Source organism: Microbacterium sp. SORGH_AS_0428 (genome assembly GCF_031453615.1).
Taxonomy (GTDB): Bacteria; Actinomycetota; Actinomycetes; order Actinomycetales; family Microbacteriaceae; genus Microbacterium.
Genome location: NZ_JAVIZT010000001.1, coordinates 3,160,911 through 3,185,613, shown reverse-complemented (window position 1 = coordinate 3,185,613; position 24,703 = coordinate 3,160,911). Strand labels below are relative to the sequence as shown.

Sequence of the window (24,703 nt, the reverse complement as noted above, 5' to 3'; positions counted from 1 at the left end):
AGGTTTCCTTGCAGTGAGGGAGGGTGACCCGGGACTCCGGGCGCCTCAGTCTACCGCAGGCGGCTGTGAGCCGGTCAGCCTACCCCGACGACCGCCACGGCGATCCCCGCCCAGACGACCAGGGCGATGAGCGCGCCGAGCGCCGGAACATCCCACATCCGCCGGACGGGGGCGGGAACTGCGGTGGGTTCGAGGGCCGACTGCCAGTCGTCGATGATGCGCTCGGCATCTTGCGAGCCGGCCGCGGGGCGGTCGCTGCTCGGAGAACGGCGCGCGCCGCTGCGGGCCGAGACCGGTCCCCCGTAGCAGGTGAGCGTGCGTCCCTCGGTCGTCTCGATCACGAGCTGGTAGCGCATGCGGATGTCGGCGATCGCGGAGAAGGGGATGCGGGTGATGCGCAGGAAGTTCTGCACGCGCAGACCGTCGGCGGAGCTGGTGACGCTGGACGCGAAGACGCCGACGTAGATCCCCCACAGCGCGAGCAGGATCCACGGAGCGAGCAGGAGCGCGCTCACGATTCCGGCGCGGATCAGTGCGTCGCCGAGCAGGAAGGCGGCGGCGACCGCCGAGATGATGATCCCGACGGTCGCCGACGTCGACCGGTAGACGGTGCGGTTCAGTTGCCGCCTCCGAGGGGAATGGTCGCGCCGGGGATGGCATCCAGCAGGCGGCGGGTGTACTCCTCGGCCGGGTTGGCGAAGATCTCGTCGACCGTGCCCTGCTCCACGATGCGCCCCTTCTCCATCACCGCGACCATGTCAGCGGCCACACGCACGACGGCGAGGTCGTGGGTGATGAAGAGGTAGGTCAGCTCGAGCTCGGACTGCAGCTCGGCGAGCAGCTGCAGGATCTGGTCCTGCACCAGCACGTCGAGGGCGGAGACCGCCTCATCGAGCACGACGATGTCGGGCTTGAGCGCGAGCGCGCGGGCGATCGCCACGCGCTGGCGCTGACCGCCGGAGAGCTCGTTCGGGTAGCGCGTCGCCAGCTCCTGCGGGAGCGAGACCTGGTCGAGCAGCTCACGCACGCGCTCGCGACGCGAGGCGCCGTCGCCGACCTTGTGGATCTCCATCGGCTCGGAGATCGTGTTACCGATGTTGCGCAGCGGGTCGAGGGAGCCGTACGGATCCTGGAACACCGGCTGCATCCGACGACGCAGCGCGAAGGCCTGCCGGTTGGAGAGGCTCGCGATGTTGGTGCCGTCGATCTCGATGGATCCCGCCGTCGGGTCCTCGAGCTTCAGCACCATCTTCGCGACGGTGGACTTGCCCGATCCGGACTCACCCACGAGGGCGAGCGTCTTGCCGCGCGGAATCTCGAACGAGACCCCGTCGACGGCACGGAAGGCTTCGCTGCGGAAGCCGCCCTGGCGGATCTTGTACTCCTTGGTCAGATCCGTCACACGGATCGCAGGAGCGAGACCCTCGATGTCGTCGGTCGTCTCGATACCCCGGCTCTCCGCGCGCGCCTGGATGCGCTGCGACGCGAGCGACGGAGCCGCCGCCACGAGGCGCTGCGTGTAGGGGTGCAGCGGGTTCTGGAGGATCTCGCGGCTCGGGCCGGACTCGACGATCTCGCCGTTCTGCATGACGATGATCTTCTCGGCGCGTTCGGCCGCGAGTCCCAGGTCGTGCGTGATCAGGAGCACCGAGGTGCCCTTCTCCCGCGTGAGCTTGGCCATGTGGTCGAGGATGACGCGCTGCACCGTGACGTCCAGCGCCGAGGTCGGCTCGTCCGCGATCAGCAGCTTCGGGTCGGCAGCGAGGCCGATGCCGATCAGCGCACGCTGACGCATGCCGCCCGAGAACTGGTGCGGGTACTGGTGCAGTCGCTTGGCCGCATCCGCGAGTCCGGCTTGCTGCAGCACCTCGATCGCCCGCTGGGTGACCTCTTTGCGACCGGTGGCGATGCCGTTCGCACGGATCGCCTCCTTCACCTGGAAGCCGATCGACCACACCGGGTTGAGGTTCGACATCGGGTCCTGCGGTACGTAGCCGATCTCCCGGCCGCGCAGGCGTTCCATCTGCGTGCGGCTGAGGCCGGTCAGCTCGCGTCCGTCGAGCGTGATGCTTCCCTGCGTGACGTGGCCGGTGCCCGGCAGCAGGTTCACGACCGCCGAGGCGGTGGTGGACTTGCCCGAGCCGGACTCGCCCACGATCGCGACCGTCTCACCGGGGAACACGTCGAGGTTCACACCGTGGAGCACCTCTCGGCTGCCCGACTGGGTGTCGAAGGCGACGCGGAGGTTGCGGATGCTGAGCAACGGGGTTGCGGCGCTCTCGCTCATCGGCGGGCCCTCGCTCTCGGGTCGAGGGCGTCGCGGATCAGCTCGCCCAGGAGGATGAACGCGAGGACGGTGAGCGTCAGCGCGATCGACGGGTAGATGAGCGCCATGGGAGCGATGCGCAACGACTGCTGCGCCTCGGAGATATCACGACCCCACGACATGACGTCGGGGCCGAGGCCGACACCCAGGAACGCCAGCGTCGCCTCTGCGACGATCGCCGCCGCCAGGCTCAGGGTCGAGATGACCAGCAGCGGCGCGATCGCGTTGGGCACGACGTGCGAGACCATCGTGCGGAAACGCGACTGCCCGAGTGCCCGGGATGCGGTCACGAAGTCCGCCTGCCGCACCCGCAGCACCTCAGCGCGCACGACGCGGGCGGTCGAGGCCCACGCGAACCCGCCGATCGCGAACGCGAGGGTGAAGACGTTGCGGAAGTCCGCGAAAACGCTCATCACGACGACCGCGGCCAGGATGTAGGGGATCGAGAAGAAGATGTCACCGATGCGCGAGAGCAGCGAGTCGAGCCATCCGCCGTAGAAGCCGGCCAGCGCGCCCATGATCAGACCGATCGAGGAGCCGATGAGGGTCGAGAGCAGACCGACCGAGAGCGACGTGCGGGATCCCCACACGATGCGCGCGTAGATGTCGCACCCCTGGAACGTGAATCCCAGCGGGTGGCCGGCGGCCGGGCCGCCGTTGCTGTTGGACAGCTGGCAGTTGTCGTTGGGCGGCGTCTGGGTGAACAGCGTCGGCCACACGGCCATCAACAGGATGAAGGCGACGACGGCGAGCGAGATCCAGAAGGTGGGGCGCTTGCGCAGGTCGCGCCACGCATCCCGCCAGAGGCTGGAGGGCTTCTCGTCGGCAATACGGACGGCATCGACCGTCAGCGACGCGTCCTTGACCTCGGCGACGTAATGCGTCGGCAGTTCGGAGTTACTTGACATAGCGGATCCTCGGGTCGAGCAGACCGTAGAGCAGGTCGATCACCAGGTTGACGAGAACGTAGATGATCACGAAGACGGTGACGAACGACACGATCGTCGGACCCTCGTGACGCAGCGTCGCCTGGAAGAGGGTGTTGCCGACGCCGGGGACGTTGAAGATCGCCTCGGTGACGGTGGCGCCCACCAGCAGGACACCGAAGTTGGTGGCCGAGTTGGTGATGACCGGGATGAGCGAGTTGCGCAGCACGTGCACGGGGATGACGCGTCGGCGCGGCAGGCCCTTGCTGTACGCGGTGCGCACCCAGTCCTGGTTGAGGGTGTCGATGACCGAGCCGCGCATCAGTCGCATGCTCGTGGCGTAGAGGCTGAATCCCAGCACCAATGCCGGCAGCCACAGGTCGCCCCAGTTGTTGTTCCCGCCGACGGTCGGCTTGAACCAGCCGAACTGAAGAGCGAGGAAGTACTGCGCGAGGAAGGCCAGGACGAAGATCGGCATCGCGACGAACAGCAGCGAGATGACAAGCGCGACGTTGTCGAAGATCTTGCCCTTACGCAGGGCCGAGATGGTGCCGATGATGATGGCGAGCGAGAACTCGATGGCGATGGCCATCACCGCGAGCCGACCGGTCACCGGCAGCGTTCGGGCGAGGACGTCATTGACCGATTGGCCCGAGAACGTGTTGCCCAGGTCTCCCTGGAAGATGCCGGTGATGTAGTAGAAGTACTGCACGATGAACGGTTCGTTCAGGTGGTACTGCGCCTCGAGTGCGTCGATGACCGACTGGCTCGGCGTCTTGTCGCCGAACAGAGCCAGGATCGGGTTTCCCGGCATCGCGAAGACGAGGAAATAGATGAGCAGTGTGGATCCCAGGAAGACCGGGATCACCTGCAGGATGCGTCTGAGGATGTAAGCGAGCATCCTCTCTCCCTCCGAGAAAGTGGCCGAGGAGTATCCTCGCACGATCGGTGCAAGAACCCCCCGCCCGACGAGAGACCGGCGCCCGCGGGGTGACGCGGACGCAGGTCTCTGGACAGGCCGCGAGGCGGTGACGGGATCGTCACCGCCTCGCGGTCGCGATCAGAAGAGCTATCAGCCCTTCGTGATCTGGTAGTACAGCGGAACCGAGTTCCAGCCGAACACGACGTTCTGAACCGTGTCAGCGTACCCGCCGTTGACGTTCGAGTACCACAGCGGGATGGCGGGGAGGTCCTTCAGCAGGATCTCCTGAGCCTTCTCGTAGTCGGCCGTGGCCGCGTCGACACTGTCAGCAGCCGCGCCCGAGGCGAGGAGCTTGTCGAACTCGGGGTTCGAGTAGTCGCCGTCGTTCGAGGATGCGCCCGTGCCGTAGAGCGGGGCGAGGAAGTTGTACAGACCGGGGTAGTCGGCCTGCCAACCGGTGCGGAACGCCGTGGTGATCGTGCGGTTGGTCACCTCGGTGCGCAGCGAAGCGAAGTCGACGAACGGAGCGCCGGACGCGTCGATGCCGAGCGTGTTCTTGATCGAGTTCGTGGTCGCGTCGACCCAGGCCTGGTGGCCGCCGTCGGAGTTGTACGCGATCTGGAACGTGCCGCTCCACGGCGAGATCTTGTCGGCCTCGGCCCACAGCTCCTTCGCCTTGTCCTGGTTGTACTTCAGGACATCAGCGCCCTCGAGCGAGTCGGACCATCCGCCGATGACCGGCGACGAGAAGTCGCTGGCCGGCGTACGCGTGCCGTTGAAGATGGTCTTCGTGATCGCGTCGCGGTCGATCGCGAGCGAGAGCGCCTCGCGACGCAGCTGACCCTCTTCGCCCGAGAAGTGCGCGAGGCTCTCCGGGATCGTGAACGACTGGAAGATGGCGGCGGGCTGGTTGACCGCGCGCTCGCCCAGGTCGGACTCGAAGGTCGCCTGTGCGCTGGTGGGGATCGCGTCGAGGACGTCGAGGTTGCCCGACTGGAGGTCGGCGTAGGCGCCGTCCAGGTTGGCGTAGAAGACGATGTCCAGGCCACCGTTCTTGGCCTCGCGGCCACCGGTGTAGGCGTCGTTCTTCACGAGGTTGATCTCGACGTCGTGCTGCCACGCGCCCTCGCCGGCCAGCTTGTAGGGGCCGTTGCCGATGGGGTTCTCGCCGAACGCGGCGGGGTCCTCGAAGGCGACCTCGGGAAGCGGGTAGTAGGCCGAGTAACCGAGACGCTGCACGAAGTCGGCGGCGACGGGGTTGGAGAGCTTGATCGTGAAGGTCGTGTCGTCGACCTTCGTCAGACCGGTGAGCTCGGAGTCGGTCTCCTCGCTGTAGCCCTCGATGTCGGAGAACCAGGAAGCGTTCTTCTGAGCGTTCGACTTCAGCGCGCCGTAGTTCCAGGCCTTGATGAAGCTGTCGGCGGTGACGGCCTCGTCGTTGCTGAACTTCTGGCCCTCCTTGAGCTTCACCGTGATGGTGTTGGCGTCGTCGACGGTGATCGAGTCGGCCGCATCGTTGACGATGTTGCCTTCGCCGTCGTAGTACGCCAGGCCCGCGTAGATCGAGTCGACGATCTTGCCGCCGCCGGTCTCGTTCGTGTTGGCCGGGAAGAGCGGGTTCTCCGGCTCCGAACCGTTGACCTTGATGATGGCACCGGCGTCGCCACCGGCAGGGGTCGGCTCGTCCGAGCCGCCACTCGCGCAGCCGGCGAGGGCGAGAGCCCCGATACCGGCCAGCGCCACGCTCGCGAGAGCGATCTTGCTGCGCTTCACTATTCCTCCTGGAAAAGGGATGATGCAGGCACGACGAGCTGTGAGAGCATCGTGCCGCGGATACCGAAACACTAAGCACGACCCACTGCTTGGTCAAAACGACCGCGCGAATAGTTACACACCCTTAACGAACCCCCGCGCGAACCGAGCACATTGCTAAAGCCTGCCGACGACACGCAGCCGCGGGGGCCGGAACTATTCCCCGGTCGGTCCCGCTCGGTCGGACGAGGGGCGCCACGACGCGAACGTTGCGAGGATGCGATCGCCCGACACCTCGGCCGGAGGCCCCGCGAGCGCGTCGGACCACACCGTGAGCTGCGGCACGGCGAACAGGGGCAGCGCCCACGCCCTGTCGGAGACGGCCTCGTCCAACCGGGACAGAAGCTGATCGCGCTGCGTGCGGTCCAGGGCGGACGACGCATCGACGACCAGCGCGTCGACCTCCTCGTCACTCCAGCCGTACACGTTCTGCACCGCCGCGGTGTGGAACACCGTCGCCTGCGCCACGGTCGCCGCGGGGTCGGGACTCCAGGCGAACAGGGCGGCGTCGTACGCACCCGGCTGGCCGCGCAGCACATCGCCCCAGTCCGGCGAGGAGACATCGACGAGGGTGACGCCCGCACGGGACGCGGACTCGGACATGAGGGCGAACTCCGCGGCTCGGCGCTCATCGCCCGCCGGGTACAGCACGCGAACGGTCAGCCCGGCCGCATCCGTCGCCGGCGGGGCCGCGCTGTCGGGCGTCGACGAGGGCGACGCGGCGACCGCCTGCCCTCCGGCCTCGATCATGCCCTGCCTCAGGGGCTCGGCGGCGAGCAGCGGACGCACGAGGTCGTCCAGCATCTGCTGCCGCGGAACCGTCGACAAGAACGCGGCACGGGCGCGGTGCGCGCGATCCGCATCCCCGCCGTACGATGCCGGATCGAACACTCCCCCGCCCGCGGTCTGCAGATCGAGATGGTCGAAGGCGTCCCCCGCTGACACGCGGGAGCGGCCAGCAGCGGTCGCCGCGTCGACGAGACCCTCGTCCGCCGCCGCCGCGGCCAGATCCGCCCCACCACCGGCGACGGCCGCGACGCGTTCGGCCGGGTCCTGCATCGCCCGCACCTGCACCCGCTCGACGCGCGCGGCGCTCGCACGATCCGCGGCGGTCAGATCGATCGACCGGCCCTCGTCGGCGATACGCGCGATGTCGTACGCGCCGGCCGTGACCCGCGCCGCGGCCGGGAGGTCGCCGTCGAGACGGAAGTCCTCGCGGAAGGCGCGCGACACGGGCGCGAGCCAGTCCAGATCGCCGGCCCGGACCGCATCCGTGAAGGCTGTCTTGGCCGCCGCGGCATCCGCGTAGCGCCCCGGGTAGGCGAGATCGACCAGGACGTGAGCGGCCACCGGCGGCGCGTCGAAGGCGAGCTGCCAGTCCGCGTACGGCGTGTCGTAGACCAGGGTCACGCTGCGTCCGTCGTCGCCGATCTCGGGGACCTGCGAGACGAGGTCGAGGGCCTGGCCTGCGCCGGCGCCCGCATCCCAGTGCGTCTCGCCGGCGGCATCCGTGCGGTGCGTCGTGCGCGCGACCCACGTGAGCAGCAGGTCGGCGGCGTCGACCGCTGCGCCGTCGGACCAGGTCGCCGAGGCATCGAGCGTGTAGCGGACGGTGAACGGGTCGCGCGAGAGAACGCGGACGGTGCCGAACCGTTCGTTCGCCGAGCGGGTTCCGTCGGCCTCGCGCTGCCAGAAACTGCCCGACGTCAGCGCCGCGAGATCACGGTCGGCGGCGCTGTCCTGCCCCAGAACGAGCGGGTTGAGCGAGGTCACGGGCGCGGCCGTGGCCACGGTCAGAGACGAGCCAGGCACGACGCGGTCCTCGTCGGCCGAGCAACCGACCACCACGCCCGCCAGCAGGCCGATCAGAGCCAGGGTGGTCACGAGCGCGCGACGCCGCATCCGTCCTCCTTCTGCGCGGCGGGCGTGATGCCGCACGCGGTCGTGTGCGTAAGCCGCACACACCCTATGCGCGCAATCTGAGCGCTCTCGAAAGCGGGCTCGGCCCGCATCCGCTATGCCAAGCTGAGCGGATGACGACCCTGCCCGCGCGCGAACCGTTCTGGCGCACCGTGAGGGCTTTCGATCCGCCGCGTGCGACAGGGTCCGCCCGTTCCCGCGTGCGGTGGGAGATCTGGCTCGTGCTGGCGGTGACGGTCGGCAAGTCCGCGCTGTACTCGGTGCTCTCCTTCATCCGCACCCTGCAGCGCTCGCTGCGGGAGAACCAGGCGATCTCCGCGCAGCAGACCCAGCTCAATCCGGCGCGCGACGCCGAGGCGCTCTGGGACGCCCTCTACCAGCTGCTCGACATCTTCTTCTCGCTCGCGCTCGTCGCGCTCGTGGTGTACCTGCTCTGGGAACCCGGGACCAATGCGCTGCGACGGATCGGCCTCGACTTCCGCCGCTTCGGCGGCGATCTCGGGCTCGGCGTCGCACTGATCGCGATCATCGGCATCCCGGGGATCGCCCTCTACGTCGCCGGGCGCCTCGCGGGCATCACCGTGGGCGTCGTCGCCTCACCCCTGGATGCGGCCTGGTACACCGTGCCGCTGCTGCTGCTCTCGGCCGCGCGAGCGGGCCTCACCGAAGAGGTCATCTTCCTCGGCTACCTCTTCGATCGCCTGCGCCGTCTCGGATGGGGCTGGTGGTCCATCATCCTCGCGACAGCGGCGTTGCGCGGCGCCTACCACGCCTACCAGGGCGTGGGTTCGGTGGTCGGCAACTTCGCGATGGGCGTCGTGTTCGGCTGGTGCTACCGGCGCTGGGGCCGAGTGATGCCCCTCGTCATCGCGCACACCCTGATCGATGTGTTCGCCTTCGTGGGCTACCCCCTCGTGGCGTCCCTCTGGCCCGGGATCTTCTAGCCGCCGCATCCCTCCTCTCGCTTCGCGCGACCCCCTTCCCGCGGCCCCCTTCCCGCGGGACTGCATTTCGAGCACGAGATCACGGGTAATGACAGTGATCTCGTGCTGAGAATGCAGTCTCGCGGGATCAACGCGCGGTGCGGCCGCCACTGCGGGAGCGGGCGGGTGCATCGGGACCGGCCCTGCACAGCCGGCCCGCGTCGGGGTGTCGCGCACGGATGCGGGATCAGCCCCGCGCGGGACCAACCGCTGCGCGCAGCGTGGGACGATGACCCAGCCCATTCCCTTGCGCACCGGCGCGCAGCTGCTCCCCTCTCCCGCGCCGTTGCTGCGCGCGCACGACATGCACCGCCCCGACCTCGCGCTGCGCCGCGGTGACATCGTGCGCGTGCACCGCGGCGTGTACGCCCCGGCGCTGGCGTGGAACACCCTCGCACCCTGGGATCGCTACCTCGCGCGCGTGCACGCCGTGGCGCTTCTGATCCCGGATGCGGTGTTCGCACTCGAGTCGGCGGCGGCGCTGCGCGGCATCCCGCTCGTGGGCGAAGCCGCGGAGGTGCACATCCTCAGGCCGGCGCACGGCACGTCACGGCAGGCCGAAGGGGTGCGCGTCCACACGTGCCGGGGCGGCGTCGAGGTCACGGATGAAGGCGGCATCCTCACGACCGGGCCTATCGAGACCGCTGTCGCACTGGCGCGGGCACGCAACCCCGCCCTCGCGCTCAACGTCGCCGACGCCACCCTGCGCGCGCATCCGGACCTGACGACGGAGATCCTCGTGGCGCACAACGAGCTCGCACCCTCGAGCCGTGGCCGTCGGCTCGCGCGTTGGGCACTGCATCGCGCGGATCCGCGCGCCGAGACGACGCTCGAATCGCTCAGCCGGGCCGCCATCGAGTGGCTGGGCTTCGCGACGCCCGAACTGCAGTGGCTCGTGCACGGCGGCGGTGTCGCCGCTGACCGCGCCGACTTCGCGTGGCCGGAGGTCGGCGCCGTGGGAGAGGCCGACGGCCTGCTGAAGTACGACGGCCGCTTCGGCGACCCGGTGCGCGCGCTGCAGGACGAGAAGCGGCGGGAGGACCGCATCCGTCGTCGCGTCCACGGCTTCGCGCGGTGGGGATGGGCAGACGTCCGCGAGCCGGAACGCCTGGGCGCGATCCTGGATGCGGCCGGCGTCCGGCGCGAGCGCACGCCCGACGCGCTCGCGCTCCATGCCCTCGCCCGCGCCCTGCGCTGACGGCGGTGCCCGTGCCCCCTGCACGGGCGACTTCCGTCCCCGCGAGACTGCATCTTCATCACGAGATCACGGGTAAACCCCGTGATCTCGTGCTCGAAATGCTGTCTCGCGGGAAGTGGGACGGCGGATCAGGCGAAAGCCTCCGGGGGCGGGCAGGCGCACACGAGATTGCGGTCACCGTAGGCGTTGTCGATACGACGCACCGGGGGCCAGTACTTCGAGCGCACGAGCGACGGAACGGGATAGACCGCCTCCTCGCGCGAGTACGGATGCGTCCACTCGCCGCTGATGACCGACTGCGCCGTGTGCGGGGCGCCCACGAGCGGATTGTCGGCTGCCGGCCAGCGACCGGCGCCGACCTGCTCCGCCTCGGCGGCGATCTGGATCATCGCCTCGATGAAGCGCTCGATCTCGGCGAGGTCCTCGGACTCGGTGGGCTCGACCATGAGCGTGCCCGCGACGGGGAACGACATCGTCGGTGCGTGGAATCCGTAGTCGATGAGCCGCTTGGCGACGTCGTCGACCGTGATCCCCGTGCGCTCGCGGAGGGGGCGCAGATCCAGGATGCACTCGTGCGCCACCAGCCCCGCCTCGCCGGCGTACAGCACGGGGAAGTGCGCCTTCAGCCGATGGGCGATGTAGTTCGCCGACAGCACGGCGGCACCGGTCGCCTCGCCCAGACCCGCTGCGCCCATCATCCGCACGTAGGCCCAGGAGATCGGCAGGATCGATGCCGAGCCGTAGGGCGCAGCCGACACCGGACCGCCCTCGAAGACGAAGCCGCCCGCGTGGTCGGCGCGCTGTGCGAGCGGGTGTGAGGGGAGGTACGGCGCGAGGTGCGCCTTCGCGGCGACGGGGCCGACACCCGGTCCGCCACCCCCGTGCGGGATCGCGAAGGTCTTGTGCAGGTTCAGGTGCGAGACGTCGCCCCCGAGATCGCCGAACCGCGCGAAGCCGAGGAGCGCGTTGAGGTTCGCGCCGTCGATGTACACCTGGCCGCCCGCGTCGTGCACGGCCTGCGTGATGGCGAGCACCTCGTGCTCGTACACGCCGTGCGTGGACGGATACGTGATCATGAGCGCGCCCAGCTCGTCGGCGTGCTGCGCGATCTTGGCGTGCAGGTCGTCGAGGTCGACGTTGCCCGCCTCATCGCAGGCGACCACGACAACCCGCATCCCCGCGAGCACGGCGGATGCGGCGTTCGTGCCGTGAGCCGACGACGGGATGAGGCACACGGTGCGCTGCGCCTCGTCGTTCGCGAGGTGGTAGCCGCGGATCGCGAGTAGCCCCGCCAGCTCCCCCTGCGAGCCGGCGTTGGGCTGCAGCGAGACCGCGTCGTAGCCGGTGACCTCGGCGAGCCAGGTCTCCAGCTGCTCGATCAGGGCGAGAGTCCCCCGCACGTCCGCCTCGGGCGCGAAGGGATGCACGCGGGAGAACTCGGGCCACGACACCGCGGCCATCTCGGTGGCGGCGTTCAGCTTCATGGTGCACGAGCCGAGCGGGATCATCCCGCGATCGAGCGCGTAGTCGCGGTCGGCGAGAGTCTTCAGGTACCGCATCATCGCGGTCTCCGAGCGGTGCGAGTGGAAGACCGGATGCGTGAGGAACTCGTCACGGCGATGGAGATCGGGTGCGACCCCGGCCAGGGGCACCGCCGCTTCGACGTCGATCACGCTCTCGTCGGGCAGCCCGAACGCGCCCGCCACGGCGGTGAGGTCGGCGACCGTGGTCGTCTCGTCGACCGAGATCCCCACCGTCGCCTCGTCTGCGAAGAAAAGCTGGTAGCCGCGGCGGCGGGCGCGCTCGATGACGCGTTCCGCGGTGCCGGGGACGACGACGCGCAGCGTGTCGAAGAGCGCGTCGTGCACGACCTCGAGGCCGCCGGCGCGCAGCGTGTCGGCGAGCGCCTGCGCCTTGCGGGCCACGTCGGTCGCGATCGCGCGCAGGCCCTCGGGACCGTGGTAGACCGCGTACATCGCCGCCATGACGGCCAGCAGCACCTGCGCGGTGCAGATGTTGGATGTGGCTTTCTCGCGGCGGATGTGCTGCTCTCGCGTCTGCAGCGCGAGCCGGTAGGCGGGGTGGCCCGCCGCATCCTGCGAGACCCCGACGAGGCGGCCGGGAAGCTGACGCTCCAGCCCCGCGCGCACGGCGAGGTAGCCGGCGTGGGGTCCGCCGAAGCCGAGCGGAACGCCGAAGCGCTGCGTGGTGCCCGCGACGATGTCGGCGCCGAACGATCCCGGCGAGCGCAGGAGGGTGAGCGCGAGCAGGTCGGCCGCGACCACCACGAGACCGCCCTGCGCCTGAACGTCGGCGACGAGCTCCGTGGGATCCCACACGCGGCCGCTGGCTCCGGGATACTGCACGAAGGCGCCGAAGACGGCGTCGGATGCGGCGCCCGGCTCCCAGGTGCGGGTGTCGATCTCGCGGATCTCGATGCCGACGGCGCCGGCGCGGTGGTGCAGCAGCGCCTTGGTCTGCGGAAGCGCGTCGGCGTCGACCAGGAAGACGTCGGACGAGGACTTCGAGGCGCGGCGCGCCACCAGCATCCCCTCGACGACGGCCGTCGCCTCGTCCAGCATGGACGCGCCCGCCGTGGCGAGGCCCGTGAGGTCGGTCACCATCGTCTGGAAGTTGATGAGCGCCTCGAGCCGGCCCTGCGAGATCTCGGGCTGGTAGGGCGTGTAGGCGGTGTACCAGGACGGGTTCTCGAAGACGTTGCGGGCGATGACCGCGGGCGTGAACGTATCGTAGTAACCGAGGCCGATCATCGCGCGTGCCGGGCGGTTCGCATCGGCGAGCGCGCGGAGCTCGGCCAGAGCCTGGGCCTCGGTGGCCGCGTCCGGGATGCTGCTCGTGGCGCGCGGGGCCCCGTGGACGGATGCGGGAACCGCCGTCCGCACCAGCGCATCGACGCTCGCGTATCCCAGCGCATCGAGCATGTGCCGCTGGGCGGTCGCATCCGTGCCGATGTGGCGTGCCGTGAAGGGAACGCTCACGCGGCGCCCTCGATGAGCGCCTCGTACCCGGCGCGGTCGAGCAGGGGTGCGCTCTCGCCGTCGAGCTCGATGCGCACGAGCCACGCGCCGTAGGGGTCGGCGTTGACGAGCGAGGGATCGGAGTCGACCTCGCCGTTGACCTGGATGACACGTCCGCTGAGGGGCGCGTACAGCTCGCCCACCGACTTGGTCGACTCGATCTCGCCGCAGACCTGCCCGGCGACGACGGGCGCGTCGATCGCGGGAAGGTCGACGAAGACGACGTCGCCGAGCTGTTCGGCGGCGTAATCGGTGATGCCGAAGGTGGCGACGCCGCCTTCGATCAGCACCCACTCGTGCTCTGCGGTGTAGGACAGCGTGGTGGGATCGACGGTCATTTCTTCCTCCGGTAGAAGGGCGGTTCGGTCACGGTCGCGGGGATTCGCGTGCCGCGTACATCGATGAACAGTTCTGTGCCGACGAGGCTCCGATCGCCGTCGACGTAGGCGAACGCGATCGGGTGCCCGAGGGTGGGGCTGAGCGCACCGCTCGTGATCTCGCCGATCACGGCGCCTTCGGCATCGAGGACCGGATAGCCCGCGCGCCCCGCGCGCTTGCCCTCGGAGACGAGGGCGACCAGAACACGCGCGCCGGATGCGGGCTCGGTCGCCCCCTTGCCGACGAAGGCGTCCTTGTCGGCGGCCACGACATGTCCGAGGCCCGCCTGCGCGGGCCGCACGTCGCGGCTCAGCTCGTGCCCGTACAGCGGCATCCCCGCTTCGAGGCGCAGGGTGTCGCGCGCGGCCAGGCCCGCGGGAACGAGACCGAAAGGCTCCCCCGCTGCCAGGAGGGCGTCCCACAGCTCTCCCGCCGCGCTCGCGCCCAGGAGGAGCTCGACGCCGTCCTCGCCCGTGTAGCCGGTGCGCAGGATCAGCACCGGCTGCCCGGCGAAGACCGCCGCGCGCACGCTGTAGTAGCCGAGCTCGTCGAAGCTCCATGGCGTCGGCGCATCGCCCTGACGCCGCGCGGGTTCGGCGAGCTCCAGGTCCGGCAGCGCCTCGAGCACCGCGATCGCCGCCGGGCCCTGCAGGGCCAGCAGCGCGGAATCGTCCGACGCATCCTCGACGGTGACGTGCGCGCCGGGGATGAATCCGAACGACCCGTCGGCGGCCACGGCGGGCGCGGGCGGTGTGAAGGAGGCGCGGGCGTCGGCGAGCGCCTCGGTGACCGCAGCGTGGTTGCCGGCGTTCGCGATCACGATGAACCAGTCGTCGGCCAGGCGGTAGACGATGACGTCGTCGACGATGCCGCCGTCTGCGGCGAGCACGAGCGAGTACTTCGCCTTGCCGAGCCGCATTCCCGAGTGCCGTGCGGCGAGCGCGTAGTCGAGGAAGGCTCCCGCGTGCGCGCCCGTCACGAGGAACTCCGCCATGTGCGAGATGTCGAACAGCCCCGCCGCCTCGCGCACGGCGCGGTGCTCCGCGAGATCGGACCCGTACCGCACGGGCATGAGCCATCCGCCGAAGTCCGTGAAGGCGGCTCCGGCCGCCTCGTGGCGGTCTCGGAGCGGGGTGGAGCGTGGATCGGTCATGAGTTCTCCCGGGTGGATGCGGGTAGGCGAGGGCCTGAGAACTCCCCCTCTGTCATGGGCCTGAGAGTTTCGAACACGCGGAGCGCGATCTTTCACCGTCGGCGGATCCGCGAGGATCGCTTTTCAGAGTCGCCCGACCGGGGCGGTACGCGTACCTGAGAGATTGGCGGGGAGGCTTGCTCCTTCGGTGCTCGGACAAGATCTCCGAGGCTCTCCCGCACCGGTCGTGGGGCCGATATTCACGTTGTCGGGCCAGCATAGCCCGCCGCGCCCGCGCGGGCGATCAGGGCACGCAGGCGCCGGAGCCGACGGCATCCGTCAGGGTGGGCGCGGCCTGCACGAGCGGGGCGAGCTCGTTCGCGGTCGACGCGTAGCCGACCTCGGAACCGTCGTCGGCACGCGCGAACACGATGCCCACGACTTCGCCCGCGGCATTGAGCAGCGGACCACCGGAGTTGCCCGGGCGCACCGTCGCCGCGAGGGCGTAGACCTCGCGCTGATCGCGTCCCTGTTCGTAGATGTCGGGCACCGAGACCACTCCGACGGTCTGCACCGTGGCGGTTCCCATCGTGAACGGTCCGCCGTAGGGGTAGCCCTGCACAACGGCGGCGGCGCCGGGGCCGAGATCGGCGCCGATCGGCAACGCGGCTGCGTCCAGATCGTCCACCGCGATCAGGGCGAGGTCCGCCGTGGCATCGACGTACACGACACGTCCCTCGCGCGCCGCGCGCCCCGGCAGCTCCACCATCGGACGTTCGACGCCGGCGATCACGTGGGCGTTGGTCACCACCCGGTCGGGCGCGACGACGAAGCCGCTGCCGGTGAGATTGCGGCCGCACGAGTACGCCGTTCCGGCGATGCGCGCCACCGACTGGGCCGCGGTGCTGAGGGCCGGGTCGTCGAGGTCGACCGGCGGCGCCACCTCGGTGGGGGCGGTCAGCTCTCCGAACAGCGCACCCAGCTGCGGAAGCCCGTCGTCGAGGACGCTCGAGCGCACCTGCGCCAACGCCTCGTCGACGGGGCGCGGCGTGACCGTGTCGATCGTTCGCAGCACAGCCGACGACGCGAGCGCCGAGGACACGAACGGGATGCCGAGGGCTGCGACGCTCTGTCCGACGAGCGAGAGCACGAGGGCTGCGACGACCGTCATCGCCCCGGCTCCCAGTACCCGATCGATACCACGCAGGCGGATGCGGGCGGCTCCCCGGCGCAGCGCCCGGCCGAACGCGCCACCGAGCGACGCCCCGAGCACGAGCAGCCCCACGGCCACACCCAGCGCCGCCCAGCCGCGCCAGGCCGCGTCGGGGACCCAACGGGACACGACGGGCACGAGCCACCACGCGGCGGCCGCTCCGAGGACGAGCCCGGCGATCGTCCCGACGCTCGCCAGGAGCCCCCGCCGCCATCCCTGGATCAGCACGACCACCAGCACCACGACGAGCAGGATGTCGATCACGATCGGCGGCATGCGGTCAGCGTAGGCGGCCGATCTGACAGGGCGCCCCGAGCCGCCGGAACCGGCGCTGGATTTTACTTCTGGTCGCGATGACATTAAGATCGTCGCGAGTTAAGGTCACCATGACACGAACTAACCCCTCTCCCGACACCGCCGACGCCGAGTCCACCGAGACGCGCGTGGCGGTCTCCACCGTGATCTTCAGCCTGCGGCGCGACGGAGACGAGGATCCGCGGCTCGTCCTCCCCCTCGTCAAGCGCACCCGCGATCCGCACGAGGGGCTGTGGGCCCTGCCGGGCGGTTGGCTGGACGCCTCGGAGAACCTCGAGGTGGCGGCCTCGCGCACGCTCGCCGAGACGACCGGTCTCAGTGCGAGCTACCTCGAGCAGCTCTACGCGTTCGGGGATATCGGCCGCTCCCCCGGTCGCGTCGTCTCGATCGTGTACTGGGCACTGCTGCGCTCCGACGAGGTCGATGCGCAGAGCGCGGCGCACGCGGCGGCGGGAGATGCCCCCGAGAACGTCGACTGGTTCACGGCGACCGATCTTCCGGCCCTCGCCTTCGACCACAACGCGATCATCGACTACGCCCTGTGGCGACTGCGCAACAAGGTCGGCTACAGCCGCATCGCGCACGGCCTGCTCCCGGACGCCTTCACCCTCGCGGATCTGCGCGAGGTCAACGAGGCGATCCTGGACCGCAAGCTCGACCCCGCCAACTTCCGCCGGCAGGTCGAGAACAGCAACACCCTGATCCCCACCGAGTCGTTCCGCACCGGGAGCCACCGGCCGGCACGGCTGTACCGCTACAACCAGGACGTCGAGCTGGCCGATCGTGGCCCGCTCGGCCGCCCGCGAAGTCACGAATCGAGCACGACATGAGCACGACGCTGACCATCCAGCCGCGTCCCATCGATCCGTCCGTCGATCACGAGATCCAGGCGATCGTCTCGGGCGCCGGGTCGGGGTCCACCTGCAACACCGACCTCGCGGCGGGCCCGTGGGACTTCGACACGCGCCCCGGATACGGGCCCGGCGCCTCGATGGGCGATGTGATCCCCACCGGATCCCCGCGTCAGGGCATGCTGCCGGCGGCCTATCGCGATGCGAGCGACGACGAGCTCGATGCCCGCATCCGCCGCGCGAAGGAGACCCTGGGCGACCGCGTGGTCGTGCTCGGGCACTTCTACCAGCGCGAAGAGGTCGTGCGTCACGCCGACTACGTGGGCGATTCGTTCCAGCTCGCCAACGCCGCGCTCGAGCATCCGGATGCGGAGGCGATCGTCTTCTGCGGCGTGCACTTCATGGCCGAGACCGCCGACCTCCTCTCTCGGCCCGAGCAGGCCGTCATCCTCCCCAACCTGGCCGCCGGATGCTCCATGGCCGATATGGCCGACATCGACCAGGTCGAGGAGTGCTGGGAACAGCTGGAGGAGCTCTACGGCGACATGGACGCCCCCGACGCCGACGGCCTCGTGCCGGTGGTGCCGGTGACCTACATGAACTCCTCCGCGGCGATCAAGGGCTTCGTCGGACGCCACGGCGGCATCGTCTGCACCTCGTCCAACGCGCGCACGGTGCTCGAATGGGCCTTCGCCCGGGGCCGTCGGGTGCTGTTCTTCCCCGACCAGCACCTCGGACGCAACACCGCGAAGGCCATGGGCGTGCCGCTCGAGCAGATGCCGATGTGGAACCCGACGAAGCCGCTCGGCGGCAGCGACGAGCAGACCCTCACCGACGCCCGCGTCATCCTCTGGCACGGCTTCTGCTCGGTGCACCGCCGTTTCACGGTCGACCAGATCGACAAGGCGCGCGCCGAGCACCCCGGCGTCCGGGTGATCGTGCACCCGGAGTGCCCGATGGCCGTCGTGGACGCCGCCGACGAGGCGGGCTCCACCGATTACATCCGCAAGGCGATCGCCGCGGCCACCGAGCCCACGACCTTCGCGATCGGCACCGAGATCAACCTGGTGCAGCGCCTCGCCGCGCAATATCCGCAGCACGAGATCTTCTGCCTCGACCCGGTCGTCTGCCCGTGCTCGACCATGTACCGCATCCACCCCGGCTACCTCGCGTGGGTGCTCGAGGGTCTCGTCGCCGGCGAGACCCTGAACCGCATCACCGTGCCCGCCTCCGTCGCCGACCCGGCTCGTGTCGCCCTGGAGCGGATGCTGGCCGCCAAGCCCTCCGGCAGCGCGGCATGAGAGCGGTCGTCGTCGGCAGCGGCATCGCCGGGCTCACGGCGGCGCTCACGGCGGCCGAGAACGGTGCCGAGGTCGTCCTCATCACGAAGGCCGCGGCGGATGCGGGCAGTACCGCGCACGCGCAGGGCGGGATCGCCGCCGTCACCGCGGCGAGCGACTCCCCCGACGCCCACTTCGATGACACGCTGACCGCGGGCGCGGGTCTGAACGACCCGACCGCGGTGCGGGTGCTCGTCGAAGCCGGCGGAGAGACGATCCGCGCGTTGCTGGCGGCGGGCGTGCCGTTCGACCGAGACGGCGCCGGCGAGCTGCGACGGGGCCTTGAGGCCGCGCACTCGGCGCCCCGTGTGCTTCACGCGGGCGGCGATGCGACGGGTGCGGCGATCGAAGCCGCCCTCCTCGCCCGGCTCGCAGACAGCGACGTGATCGTGCGCGAGCACACGTTCCTGGCCGATCTCGTCCTCCGGGCGGGAAGGGTGTCGGGCGTCGATGTGGTCGGCCCGTCCGGTCGACACGAGCGGATCGATGCGGACGCCGTCGTGCTGGCCACGGGCGGCGCGGGCCAGCTCTACGCCCACACCACCAACCCCTCGGTGTCCACCGGCGACGGCATCGCTGCCGCGATCCGTGCGGCCGCCGCCGTGGCCGACCTCGAATTCGTGCAGTTCCACCCCACCGCCTTCGACGGCCAGGACCCGTTCCTGGTCTCGGAGGCCGTTCGGGGCGAGGGCGCCGTCCTGCGGGATGCGGCCGGCCGACGCTTCGCGTTCGACGCACATCCCGACGGCGAGCTCGCCCCCCGCGACGTGGTCGCTCGCGCGATCGCGCGGCAGTCCGCCGCCCAGCCCGGGGTCCCCGTCGTCCTGGATGCGACCGGACTCGGCGGGGCCGAAGCTCTCGCCGCCCGCTTCCCCACGATCGACCGTGCGCTGCGCGCACGCGGGATCGACTGGTCGACGACCCCCGTGCCCGTCACCCCGGCGGCCCACTACCTGATGGGCGGCGTGCTGACCGATCTCGACGGGCGCACGAGCGTTGCCGGACTCTTCGCCGTCGGCGAGACGGCGCGCACCGGTGTGCACGGGGCGAACCGCCTGGCGTCCAACTCGCTGCTGGAGGGCGCCGTGTTCGGCGCACGCGCCGCGGCGGCCCTGCTCGCCGATCCCGCGCGAGCGGCCGCGTTCCCCGTCGGCGAGCCGGCGACGCCTGCCGAACCCGCCGGCGACGCGCCCGAGTTCAGCCGGGCGCGCCTGCAGCAGCTGCTCTGGGATCACGCGGGACTGGAGCGCGACGAGGCGGGTCTGGCGCACGCTGCATCCGTCATCGCCGCGTGGCGGCGCGCGGCGCCCACCGCGCAGAGCGTGTCCGCACAGGAGGACGCCAACCTGTTGCTCGTCGCCGAGCACCTCGTCGCCGCCGCACGCCGGCGCACCGTCTCGGTCGGCGCACACTTCCGTCGCGACGGCGCACCGGTCGCCGCCGCCATCGCCCAGGAGGCCGAGGCATGCTGACACCCGCCACCATCGACCGCGTCGTCGCGGCCGCACTCGACGAGGACGCCCCCTGGGGCGACGTGACGAGCGAGACGCTCATCCCCGCGGATGCGGTCGCCACCGCATCCCTCGTCGCCCGCGAAGGCGGCGTGTTCTCGGGCGGGGCCGTGTTCGCCGCCGCCTTCCGCCTGGTGGAGCCTCGGACGCGCGTCGAGCTCCTCTTCGCCGACGGCGACGGGTTCGAGCCCGGCACGGCCCTGGCGACCGTCACCGGCCCGGCGCGCGCCGTGCTCACGGCCGAGCGGGTGGGGCTCAACTTCGTCCAGCGGATGTCGGGCATCGCGACTCTCACGGCGGCCTACGTCGCGGAGGTGGCGCACACCGGCGCGCGCATCGCCGACACCCGCAAGACCACGCCGGGGCTCCGCGCCTTCGAGCGCCACGCGGTGGTCAGCGGCGGTGGACACAATCACCGCTTCAGCCTGTCGGACGCGGTGATGGCCAAGGACAACCACCTCGCCGTGCTGACCGCGTCCGGCATCCCCGTCACGCAAGCCCTGCAGGAGGCTTTGGCACGCCTGCCGCACACGACCCACGTCGAGGTCGAGGTCGACCGCCTCGACCAGATCGACGACGTCCTCGCCGCGGGTGTGGGCACGATCATGCTCGACAACTTCTCGATCGACGACCTTCGCCGGGGCGTCGAGCAGATCGCCGGTCGCGCCATCGTGGATGCCTCCGGCGGCGTCACGCTCGAGACCGTGCGCCAGATCGCGGAGACGGGTGTCGACGTGATCTCCGTCGGCGCGCTGACGCACGCGGCCCGGGGTCTCGACCTCGGCCTCGACATCGACCTACGCCTGGCCGACCCGGTGTGAGCGGCCCGATGTACCTCGACAACGCCGCGACGACGCCCGTGCGCCGCGAGGTGCTCGAGGCGATGATGCCGTACTGGCGGGGCACGTTCGGCAACCCGTCCAGTCACCACGAGGTGGGTGAGCAGGCGGCATCGGCCCTGGCCGATGCCCGGGCCCGGGTGGCGGCCGTGCTGGGTGTGCGCACGGGCGACGTGATCTTCACCTCCGGCGGCACAGAGGGGAACAACCTCGCCGTCAAAGGGGTGGCTCTCGGCGCGATGCTCGCCCGCGGCCGTCGCCACGTCGTCACGACGGCGATCGAGCACGAGTCGATCCTCGAGTCGGTGTCCGCCCTCGAACGCCTCCACGGCTTCGAGGCGACGATCCTCGACGTCGACGACACGGGCCGGGTGTCGCCGGATGCGGTCGCCGCCGCCGTCCGCGAGGACACCGCGCTCGTCACCGTCGGCTACGCGAACAACGAGACCGGCACCGTGCAGGATGTGCGGGCCATCGCCGCCGTCACGGCCTCGGCGCGGGTCCCCCTGCACCTCGACGCGGTGCAGGCGGCGGGCTGGCTGCCGCTGTCCGGCACGGGAGCCGACGCGATCACCATCGCCGGCCACAAACTCGGCGCCCCGAAGGGGATCGGGGCTGCGGCGATCCGCGGCCGCATCCCGGTCGAGCCGATCCTCCACGGCGGCGGACAGGAACGCGGGCGCCGCAGCGGCACCGAGGACGTCGCCGGCGCGGTGGGTCTGGCCACCGCTCTCGAGCTCGCAGAGGCGGAGCGCGCCGCATCCGCCGCCCGCGTCGGCGCGGCGCGCGACGCGTTCGTGGCCGAGGTGCTCGCGACGGTGCCGTCCGCTACCCTGACCGGCCACCCCACCGAGCGGCTGCCCGCGACCGCGAGCTTCACGTTCGCGGGCACCAGCGGCGAGGCCGTGCTGCTCGAGCTCGAACGGCGCGGCATCGTCTCCTCCAGCGGCTCCGCGTGCGCCGCCGGCAGCGACGAGCCCTCGCACGTGCTCGTGGCGATGGGCATCTCACCGGAGGTGGCGCAGACCGCCGTGCGCTTCACCTTCCCCCACGACCTCGCGGTCGATCTCGCCCCGGTCGCCGAGGCGGTGGCCGCATCGGTTGCGGCGGTACGATCGGCGACGTGAGCCAGCGTCCCCTCGTCACGGTCGTCGTGCCCGGCTACCAGGTCGAGCCATGGGCGCAGGCCGCCCTCGATTCGCTGCGCGCGCAGACGCTTTCGGACTGGACGGCGGTGCTCGTCGACGACGCGTCCTCGGATCGCACCGGCGACCTGTTCGAGGCGGCTGCCGCGGCCGATCCGCGCTTCCGCGTGGTGCGGCTCGCACGACGCGTCGGACTCGGCGCTGCCCGCAACACGGCCCTCGACCTGGTCGACTCGCCTTACCTCGCCTTCCTGGACGCCGACGACGTGATGCTCCCGACGACTCTCGAGCGCTTCGTCGCAACCCTCGACGGCAGCGGCAGCGATTTCGCGGTGGGCGCGTATGTACGTCTGCGTCCGGACGGGTCGGGCGGTTACGCCGCCGGCGACGTGCAGCCGTGGGTCAGCCGCGCGACGGTGCCCGCGCGGACGGGGACGACCCTCGAGGAGCACCCCGAGGTGACGGCCAACGTGGTCGCGTGGTCGAAACTGAGCCGCACCGAGTTCTGGCAGCGCACCGGTCTGCGCTTTCCCGAGGGGCGCCTGTACGAGGACCAGGTCGTCGCCCAGCAGATGTACGCGAGGGCACGCCGATTCGACGTGCTGTCGGACGTCGTCGTGCACTGGCGGGAGCGCGCCGACGGCTCCTCCATCACCCAGCACGAGGAACGGCTCGACGTACTGCGCGACTGTCTCGACGCGATGAGCGAGGGGATGCGGGTGCTGGACGGAACTGGCCACACGGCCGCGGCGCGGGCCCGCGCGGGGCAGCTGCTGCGCATGGACATCCCGCGACTCGCGCGTGTGGCGGCCGCACATCCGGACGACGAGTACCGCCGGCTGGTCGGCGCGTTCGCCCGGGCGGTCGCCGAGCGGCAGGATGCGGCGGCCATCGCCGTCCCCGGCGACGCGCAGCCGCTGATCTCGGCAGCCCTGCTCTGGTGAACGGCGCTCAGACGGTGAGCTGCTCGGCCGCGAGCGTGGCGTAGAGCCCCTGCGACGCGACGAGCTCGGCGTGCGTGCCGCGCTCGACGATGCGGCCGTCGTCGACGACGAGGATCACGTCGGCGGCGACCACGGTCGACAGCCGGTGCGCGACGGTGATCGTGGTACGGCCGCGGGCCGCCGTGTCCAGCGCCTGTTGCACGACGCGCTCGCTGCGGGTGTCCAGCGCCGAGGTGGCCTCGTCCAGCAGCAGCACGGGCGGGTCCTTCAGCAGCACGCGCGCGATCGCGATGCGCTGCTTCTCGCCACCGGAGAGCCGGTAACCGCGCTCGCCCACGACGGTGTCGTAGCCCTTCTCGAAGCCGGTGATGACGTGGTGCACGTTGGCGGCCTCGCAGGCGGTGGCGAGCTCCTCATCCGTCGCATCGGGCTTGGCGTACCGCAGGTTGTCGGCGATCGTCGCGTGGAACAGGTACGTCTCCTGCGAGACGATGCCGATGCGCTCGATGATGGATGCCGCGGTGAGCCCGCGCACGTCGGCGCCCGCGAACAGCACCGCACCGCCGTCCACGTCGTAGAAGCGCGGGATGAGCGAGAGCACAGTGGACTTCCCGGCACCGCTGGGGCCGACCAGCGCCACGTGCTGCCCGGGATCCGCGACGAAGGACACCGCATCCAGCAGCGGGCGCGAGGAGGCGGCCGACTCCGGGTAGCGGAAGGTGACGTCGCGCAGCTCGACGCGCCCCACCGGGCCCGGCGCCTCGGAGACGTCGATCGCATCGGCAGCGTCGCGGACGGCGGGGCGCAGGTCGAGGTACTCGAAGATGCGCGCGAACACGGCGGCGGAGGTCTGCACGTCGAGGGCGACGCGCATCAGGCCCATGAGCGGCTGGAGGAGGCGCGCCTGCACGGTGGTGAAGGCCACGATCGTGCCGGCCGAGATGCCCGCATCCGCACCGCCCGACATGAACAGGCCCGCCACCAGGTAGATCACGGCGGGAACGCTCGCCATGATGACGCCGACGAGCGCGAAGAACCCTTGACCGCTCATCGCCTGGCGCACTTGCAGCCGGATCTGGATACGGTTCTGCGCTCCGTAGCGCGCCGACTCGCTCTGCTGCCGGTTGAACGACTTCGCCAGCAGGATCCCGGAGACGCTCAGGCTCTCCTGCGTGATCGCGGAGAGCTCCGAGAGCGATTCCTGCGTCTGTCCCGCGATGCGCGCGCGCACCTGTCCGACACGTCGCTGGATCAGCGCCAGGATCGGCATCAGGAAGACGGCGATGAGGGTGAGTCGCACATCGATCAGCACCATGGCGACGAGGGACGCGACCACGGTGACCGTGTTGCCGAGCACGCTGGTGACGGTGTTGGTCAGAACGCCCGACACGGCTCCCACGTCGTTCTGCAGCCGCGACTGGATCACGCCGGTCTTCGTGCGCGTGAAGAAGCCGAGCTCCATCGACTGGAGGTGATCGAACAGGCGCACGCGCAGATCACCCGTGACGTTGTTGCCGACCGTCGAGGTGAACCAGGTCTGCGCGACCTGCAGTCCGCCGGAGGCGAGGAAGAGCACCACCATGATCGCGACCAGGCGCACCAGCAGCCCCATGTCCACCCCCGACCCGTCGGCCGGGAAGAGCGCGTCGTCGAACACCCGCTCGACGATGAGGGCCGGCACGACGGCGACCGCGGCACCGGCGACCACGAGAAGCGCCGTGACGATCAGGCGCGCGCGATAGGGCCGGAACAGCGCGGCGATGCGGCGGCCGAGGTGAGGGATGCGGGGAGCCTCGGCGTTGCGCAGACGCTGGGCTGCCGCATCCACTCCGCGAAACCCCGGCGGATGCGACGGGCCGGCCATACTCATGCGCTCAGCCTAGATCGCCCCCGCGTGCCCGGATCCGAAC

General features: G+C 70.7%; 19 protein-coding genes and 1 riboswitch. Of the genes, 8 read left to right on the top strand and 11 right to left on the bottom strand.

The window, feature by feature from the left end; genetic code table 11:
• Window positions 1–74: 74 nt before the first annotated feature.
• The 6 genes from QE374_RS15525 to QE374_RS15500 all read right to left on the bottom strand — a co-directional run bounded on the left by QE374_RS15525 (window position 75) and on the right by QE374_RS15500 (window position 7,888).
• Complete coding sequence (locus QE374_RS15525) at window positions 75–515, bottom strand: PH domain-containing protein (RefSeq protein WP_309736346.1); 441 nt, start codon at window positions 513–515, stop codon at window positions 75–77.
• A gap of 101 nt (window positions 516–616) precedes the next feature.
• On the bottom strand, window positions 617–2,287 hold the full coding sequence (locus tag QE374_RS15520; RefSeq protein ID WP_309736344.1) for an ABC transporter ATP-binding protein: 1,671 nt from the start codon (window positions 2,285–2,287) through the stop codon (window positions 617–619).
• Window positions 2,284–3,234, bottom strand: a complete 951-nt coding sequence (locus tag QE374_RS15515) for an ABC transporter permease (RefSeq protein ID WP_234075102.1) — start codon at window positions 3,232–3,234, stop codon at window positions 2,284–2,286. Before QE374_RS15515 ends, QE374_RS15520 begins: the two co-directional genes overlap by 4 nt.
• Complete coding sequence (locus QE374_RS15510) at window positions 3,224–4,153, bottom strand: ABC transporter permease (RefSeq protein WP_307324540.1); 930 nt, start codon at window positions 4,151–4,153, stop codon at window positions 3,224–3,226. Before QE374_RS15510 ends, QE374_RS15515 begins: the two co-directional genes overlap by 11 nt.
• 171 nt (window positions 4,154–4,324) lie before the next feature.
• On the bottom strand, window positions 4,325–5,947 hold the full coding sequence (locus tag QE374_RS15505) for an ABC transporter substrate-binding protein (RefSeq protein ID WP_309736339.1): 1,623 nt from the start codon (window positions 5,945–5,947) through the stop codon (window positions 4,325–4,327).
• A gap of 195 nt (window positions 5,948–6,142) precedes the next feature.
• The gene (locus tag QE374_RS15500) at window positions 6,143–7,888 is read right to left on the bottom strand and encodes an ABC transporter substrate-binding protein (RefSeq protein WP_309736337.1); all 1,746 of its coding nucleotides are present in this window, start codon (window positions 7,886–7,888) and stop codon (window positions 6,143–6,145) included.
• Between the two features lie 131 nt (window positions 7,889–8,019).
• Here QE374_RS15500 and QE374_RS15495 point away from each other — a divergent pair, with 131 nt between their 5' ends.
• Entirely contained in the window at window positions 8,020–8,850 is an 831-nt protein-coding gene (locus tag QE374_RS15495) for a CPBP family intramembrane glutamic endopeptidase (RefSeq protein ID WP_309736333.1), read from the top strand.
• A 268-nt stretch (window positions 8,851–9,118) separates the two neighbouring features.
• The gene (locus QE374_RS15490) at window positions 9,119–10,087 is read left to right on the top strand and encodes a hypothetical protein (RefSeq protein WP_309736332.1); all 969 of its coding nucleotides are present in this window, start codon (window positions 9,119–9,121) and stop codon (window positions 10,085–10,087) included.
• 128 nt (window positions 10,088–10,215) lie between these two features.
• On the opposite strand, the gene gcvP is transcribed toward QE374_RS15490, so the two are convergent.
• From gcvP to QE374_RS15470, 4 genes are all read right to left on the bottom strand, one after another.
• Complete coding sequence (gene gcvP / locus QE374_RS15485; RefSeq protein ID WP_396653356.1) at window positions 10,216–13,029, bottom strand: aminomethyl-transferring glycine dehydrogenase; 2,814 nt, start codon at window positions 13,027–13,029, stop codon at window positions 10,216–10,218.
• 53 nt (window positions 13,030–13,082) lie between these two features.
• Window positions 13,083–13,463 (bottom strand): glycine cleavage system protein GcvH, encoded by a 381-nt coding sequence (gcvH, locus tag QE374_RS15480; protein WP_137417423.1) that lies wholly within the window; start codon window positions 13,461–13,463, stop codon window positions 13,083–13,085.
• Window positions 13,460–14,656: a glycine cleavage system aminomethyltransferase GcvT gene (locus QE374_RS15475; RefSeq protein WP_309736326.1), complete on the bottom strand. Its 1,197-nt coding sequence runs from the start codon at window positions 14,654–14,656 to the stop codon at window positions 13,460–13,462. The genes gcvH and QE374_RS15475 overlap by 4 nt, the downstream gene beginning before the upstream one ends.
• Before the next feature lie 133 nt (window positions 14,657–14,789).
• A riboswitch (glycine riboswitch) is annotated at window positions 14,790–14,884 on the bottom strand.
• A gap of 55 nt (window positions 14,885–14,939) precedes the next feature.
• Complete coding sequence (locus QE374_RS15470) at window positions 14,940–16,124, bottom strand: MarP family serine protease (protein WP_309736324.1); 1,185 nt, start codon at window positions 16,122–16,124, stop codon at window positions 14,940–14,942.
• Between the two features lie 110 nt (window positions 16,125–16,234).
• Here QE374_RS15470 and QE374_RS15465 point away from each other — a divergent pair, with 110 nt between their 5' ends.
• The 6 genes from QE374_RS15465 to QE374_RS15440 are packed head-to-tail and all read left to right on the top strand — an operon-like array spanning window position 16,235 to window position 22,793.
• Complete coding sequence (locus QE374_RS15465; protein ID WP_309736322.1) at window positions 16,235–16,993, top strand: NrtR DNA-binding winged helix domain-containing protein; 759 nt, start codon at window positions 16,235–16,237, stop codon at window positions 16,991–16,993.
• Window positions 16,990–18,315, top strand: coding sequence for a quinolinate synthase NadA (gene nadA, locus QE374_RS15460; protein ID WP_309736320.1), 1,326 nt, complete (start codon window positions 16,990–16,992; stop codon window positions 18,313–18,315). Before QE374_RS15465 ends, nadA begins: the two co-directional genes overlap by 4 nt.
• Complete coding sequence (gene nadB, locus QE374_RS15455) at window positions 18,312–19,826, top strand: L-aspartate oxidase (RefSeq protein ID WP_309736319.1); 1,515 nt, start codon at window positions 18,312–18,314, stop codon at window positions 19,824–19,826. Before nadA ends, nadB begins: the two co-directional genes overlap by 4 nt.
• The gene (gene nadC, locus QE374_RS15450; RefSeq protein ID WP_309736317.1) at window positions 19,820–20,686 is read left to right on the top strand and encodes a carboxylating nicotinate-nucleotide diphosphorylase; all 867 of its coding nucleotides are present in this window, start codon (window positions 19,820–19,822) and stop codon (window positions 20,684–20,686) included. Before nadB ends, nadC begins: the two co-directional genes overlap by 7 nt.
• A gap of 8 nt (window positions 20,687–20,694) precedes the next feature.
• A complete protein-coding gene (locus tag QE374_RS15445; protein ID WP_309736736.1) occupies window positions 20,695–21,831 on the top strand; it encodes a cysteine desulfurase family protein in 1,137 nt (378 codons plus the stop codon).
• A complete protein-coding gene (locus tag QE374_RS15440; protein ID WP_309736315.1) occupies window positions 21,828–22,793 on the top strand; it encodes a glycosyltransferase family 2 protein in 966 nt (321 codons plus the stop codon). The genes QE374_RS15445 and QE374_RS15440 overlap by 4 nt, the downstream gene beginning before the upstream one ends.
• 7 nt (window positions 22,794–22,800) lie before the next feature.
• On the opposite strand, the gene QE374_RS15435 is transcribed toward QE374_RS15440, so the two are convergent.
• Window positions 22,801–24,663 (bottom strand): ABC transporter ATP-binding protein, encoded by a 1,863-nt coding sequence (locus QE374_RS15435; RefSeq protein WP_309736313.1) that lies wholly within the window; start codon window positions 24,661–24,663, stop codon window positions 22,801–22,803.
• Window positions 24,664–24,703: the final 40 nt, after the last annotated feature.

Bases quoted from the DNA above. Each gene is read 5' to 3' on its own strand.
- gcvP (WP_396653356.1), bottom strand. From the start codon at position 13,029: ATGCTCGATGCGCTGGGATACGCGAGCGTCGATGCGCTGGTGCGGACG.
- QE374_RS15470 (WP_309736324.1), bottom strand. From the start codon at position 16,124: ATGCCGCCGATCGTGATCGACATCCTGCTCGTCGTGGTGCTGGTGGTC.
- gcvH (WP_137417423.1), bottom strand. From the start codon at position 13,463: ATGACCGTCGATCCCACCACGCTGTCCTACACCGCAGAGCACGAGTGG.
- QE374_RS15445 (WP_309736736.1), top strand. From the start codon at position 20,695: ATGTACCTCGACAACGCCGCGACGACGCCCGTGCGCCGCGAGGTGCTC.
- QE374_RS15465 (WP_309736322.1), top strand. From the start codon at position 16,235: ATGACACGAACTAACCCCTCTCCCGACACCGCCGACGCCGAGTCCACC.
- QE374_RS15520 (WP_309736344.1), bottom strand. From the start codon at position 2,287: ATGAGCGAGAGCGCCGCAACCCCGTTGCTCAGCATCCGCAACCTCCGC.
- QE374_RS15500 (WP_309736337.1), bottom strand. From the start codon at position 7,888: ATGCGGCGTCGCGCGCTCGTGACCACCCTGGCTCTGATCGGCCTGCTG.
- QE374_RS15490 (WP_309736332.1), top strand. From the start codon at position 9,119: ATGACCCAGCCCATTCCCTTGCGCACCGGCGCGCAGCTGCTCCCCTCT.
- QE374_RS15475 (WP_309736326.1), bottom strand. From the start codon at position 14,656: ATGACCGATCCACGCTCCACCCCGCTCCGAGACCGCCACGAGGCGGCC.
- nadC (WP_309736317.1), top strand. From the start codon at position 19,820: ATGCTGACACCCGCCACCATCGACCGCGTCGTCGCGGCCGCACTCGAC.
- QE374_RS15495 (WP_309736333.1), top strand. From the start codon at position 8,020: ATGACGACCCTGCCCGCGCGCGAACCGTTCTGGCGCACCGTGAGGGCT.
- QE374_RS15510 (WP_307324540.1), bottom strand. From the start codon at position 4,153: ATGCTCGCTTACATCCTCAGACGCATCCTGCAGGTGATCCCGGTCTTC.
- QE374_RS15435 (WP_309736313.1), bottom strand. From the start codon at position 24,663: ATGAGTATGGCCGGCCCGTCGCATCCGCCGGGGTTTCGCGGAGTGGAT.
- nadA (WP_309736320.1), top strand. From the start codon at position 16,990: ATGAGCACGACGCTGACCATCCAGCCGCGTCCCATCGATCCGTCCGTC.
- QE374_RS15515 (WP_234075102.1), bottom strand. From the start codon at position 3,234: ATGTCAAGTAACTCCGAACTGCCGACGCATTACGTCGCCGAGGTCAAG.
- nadB (WP_309736319.1), top strand. From the start codon at position 18,312: ATGAGAGCGGTCGTCGTCGGCAGCGGCATCGCCGGGCTCACGGCGGCG.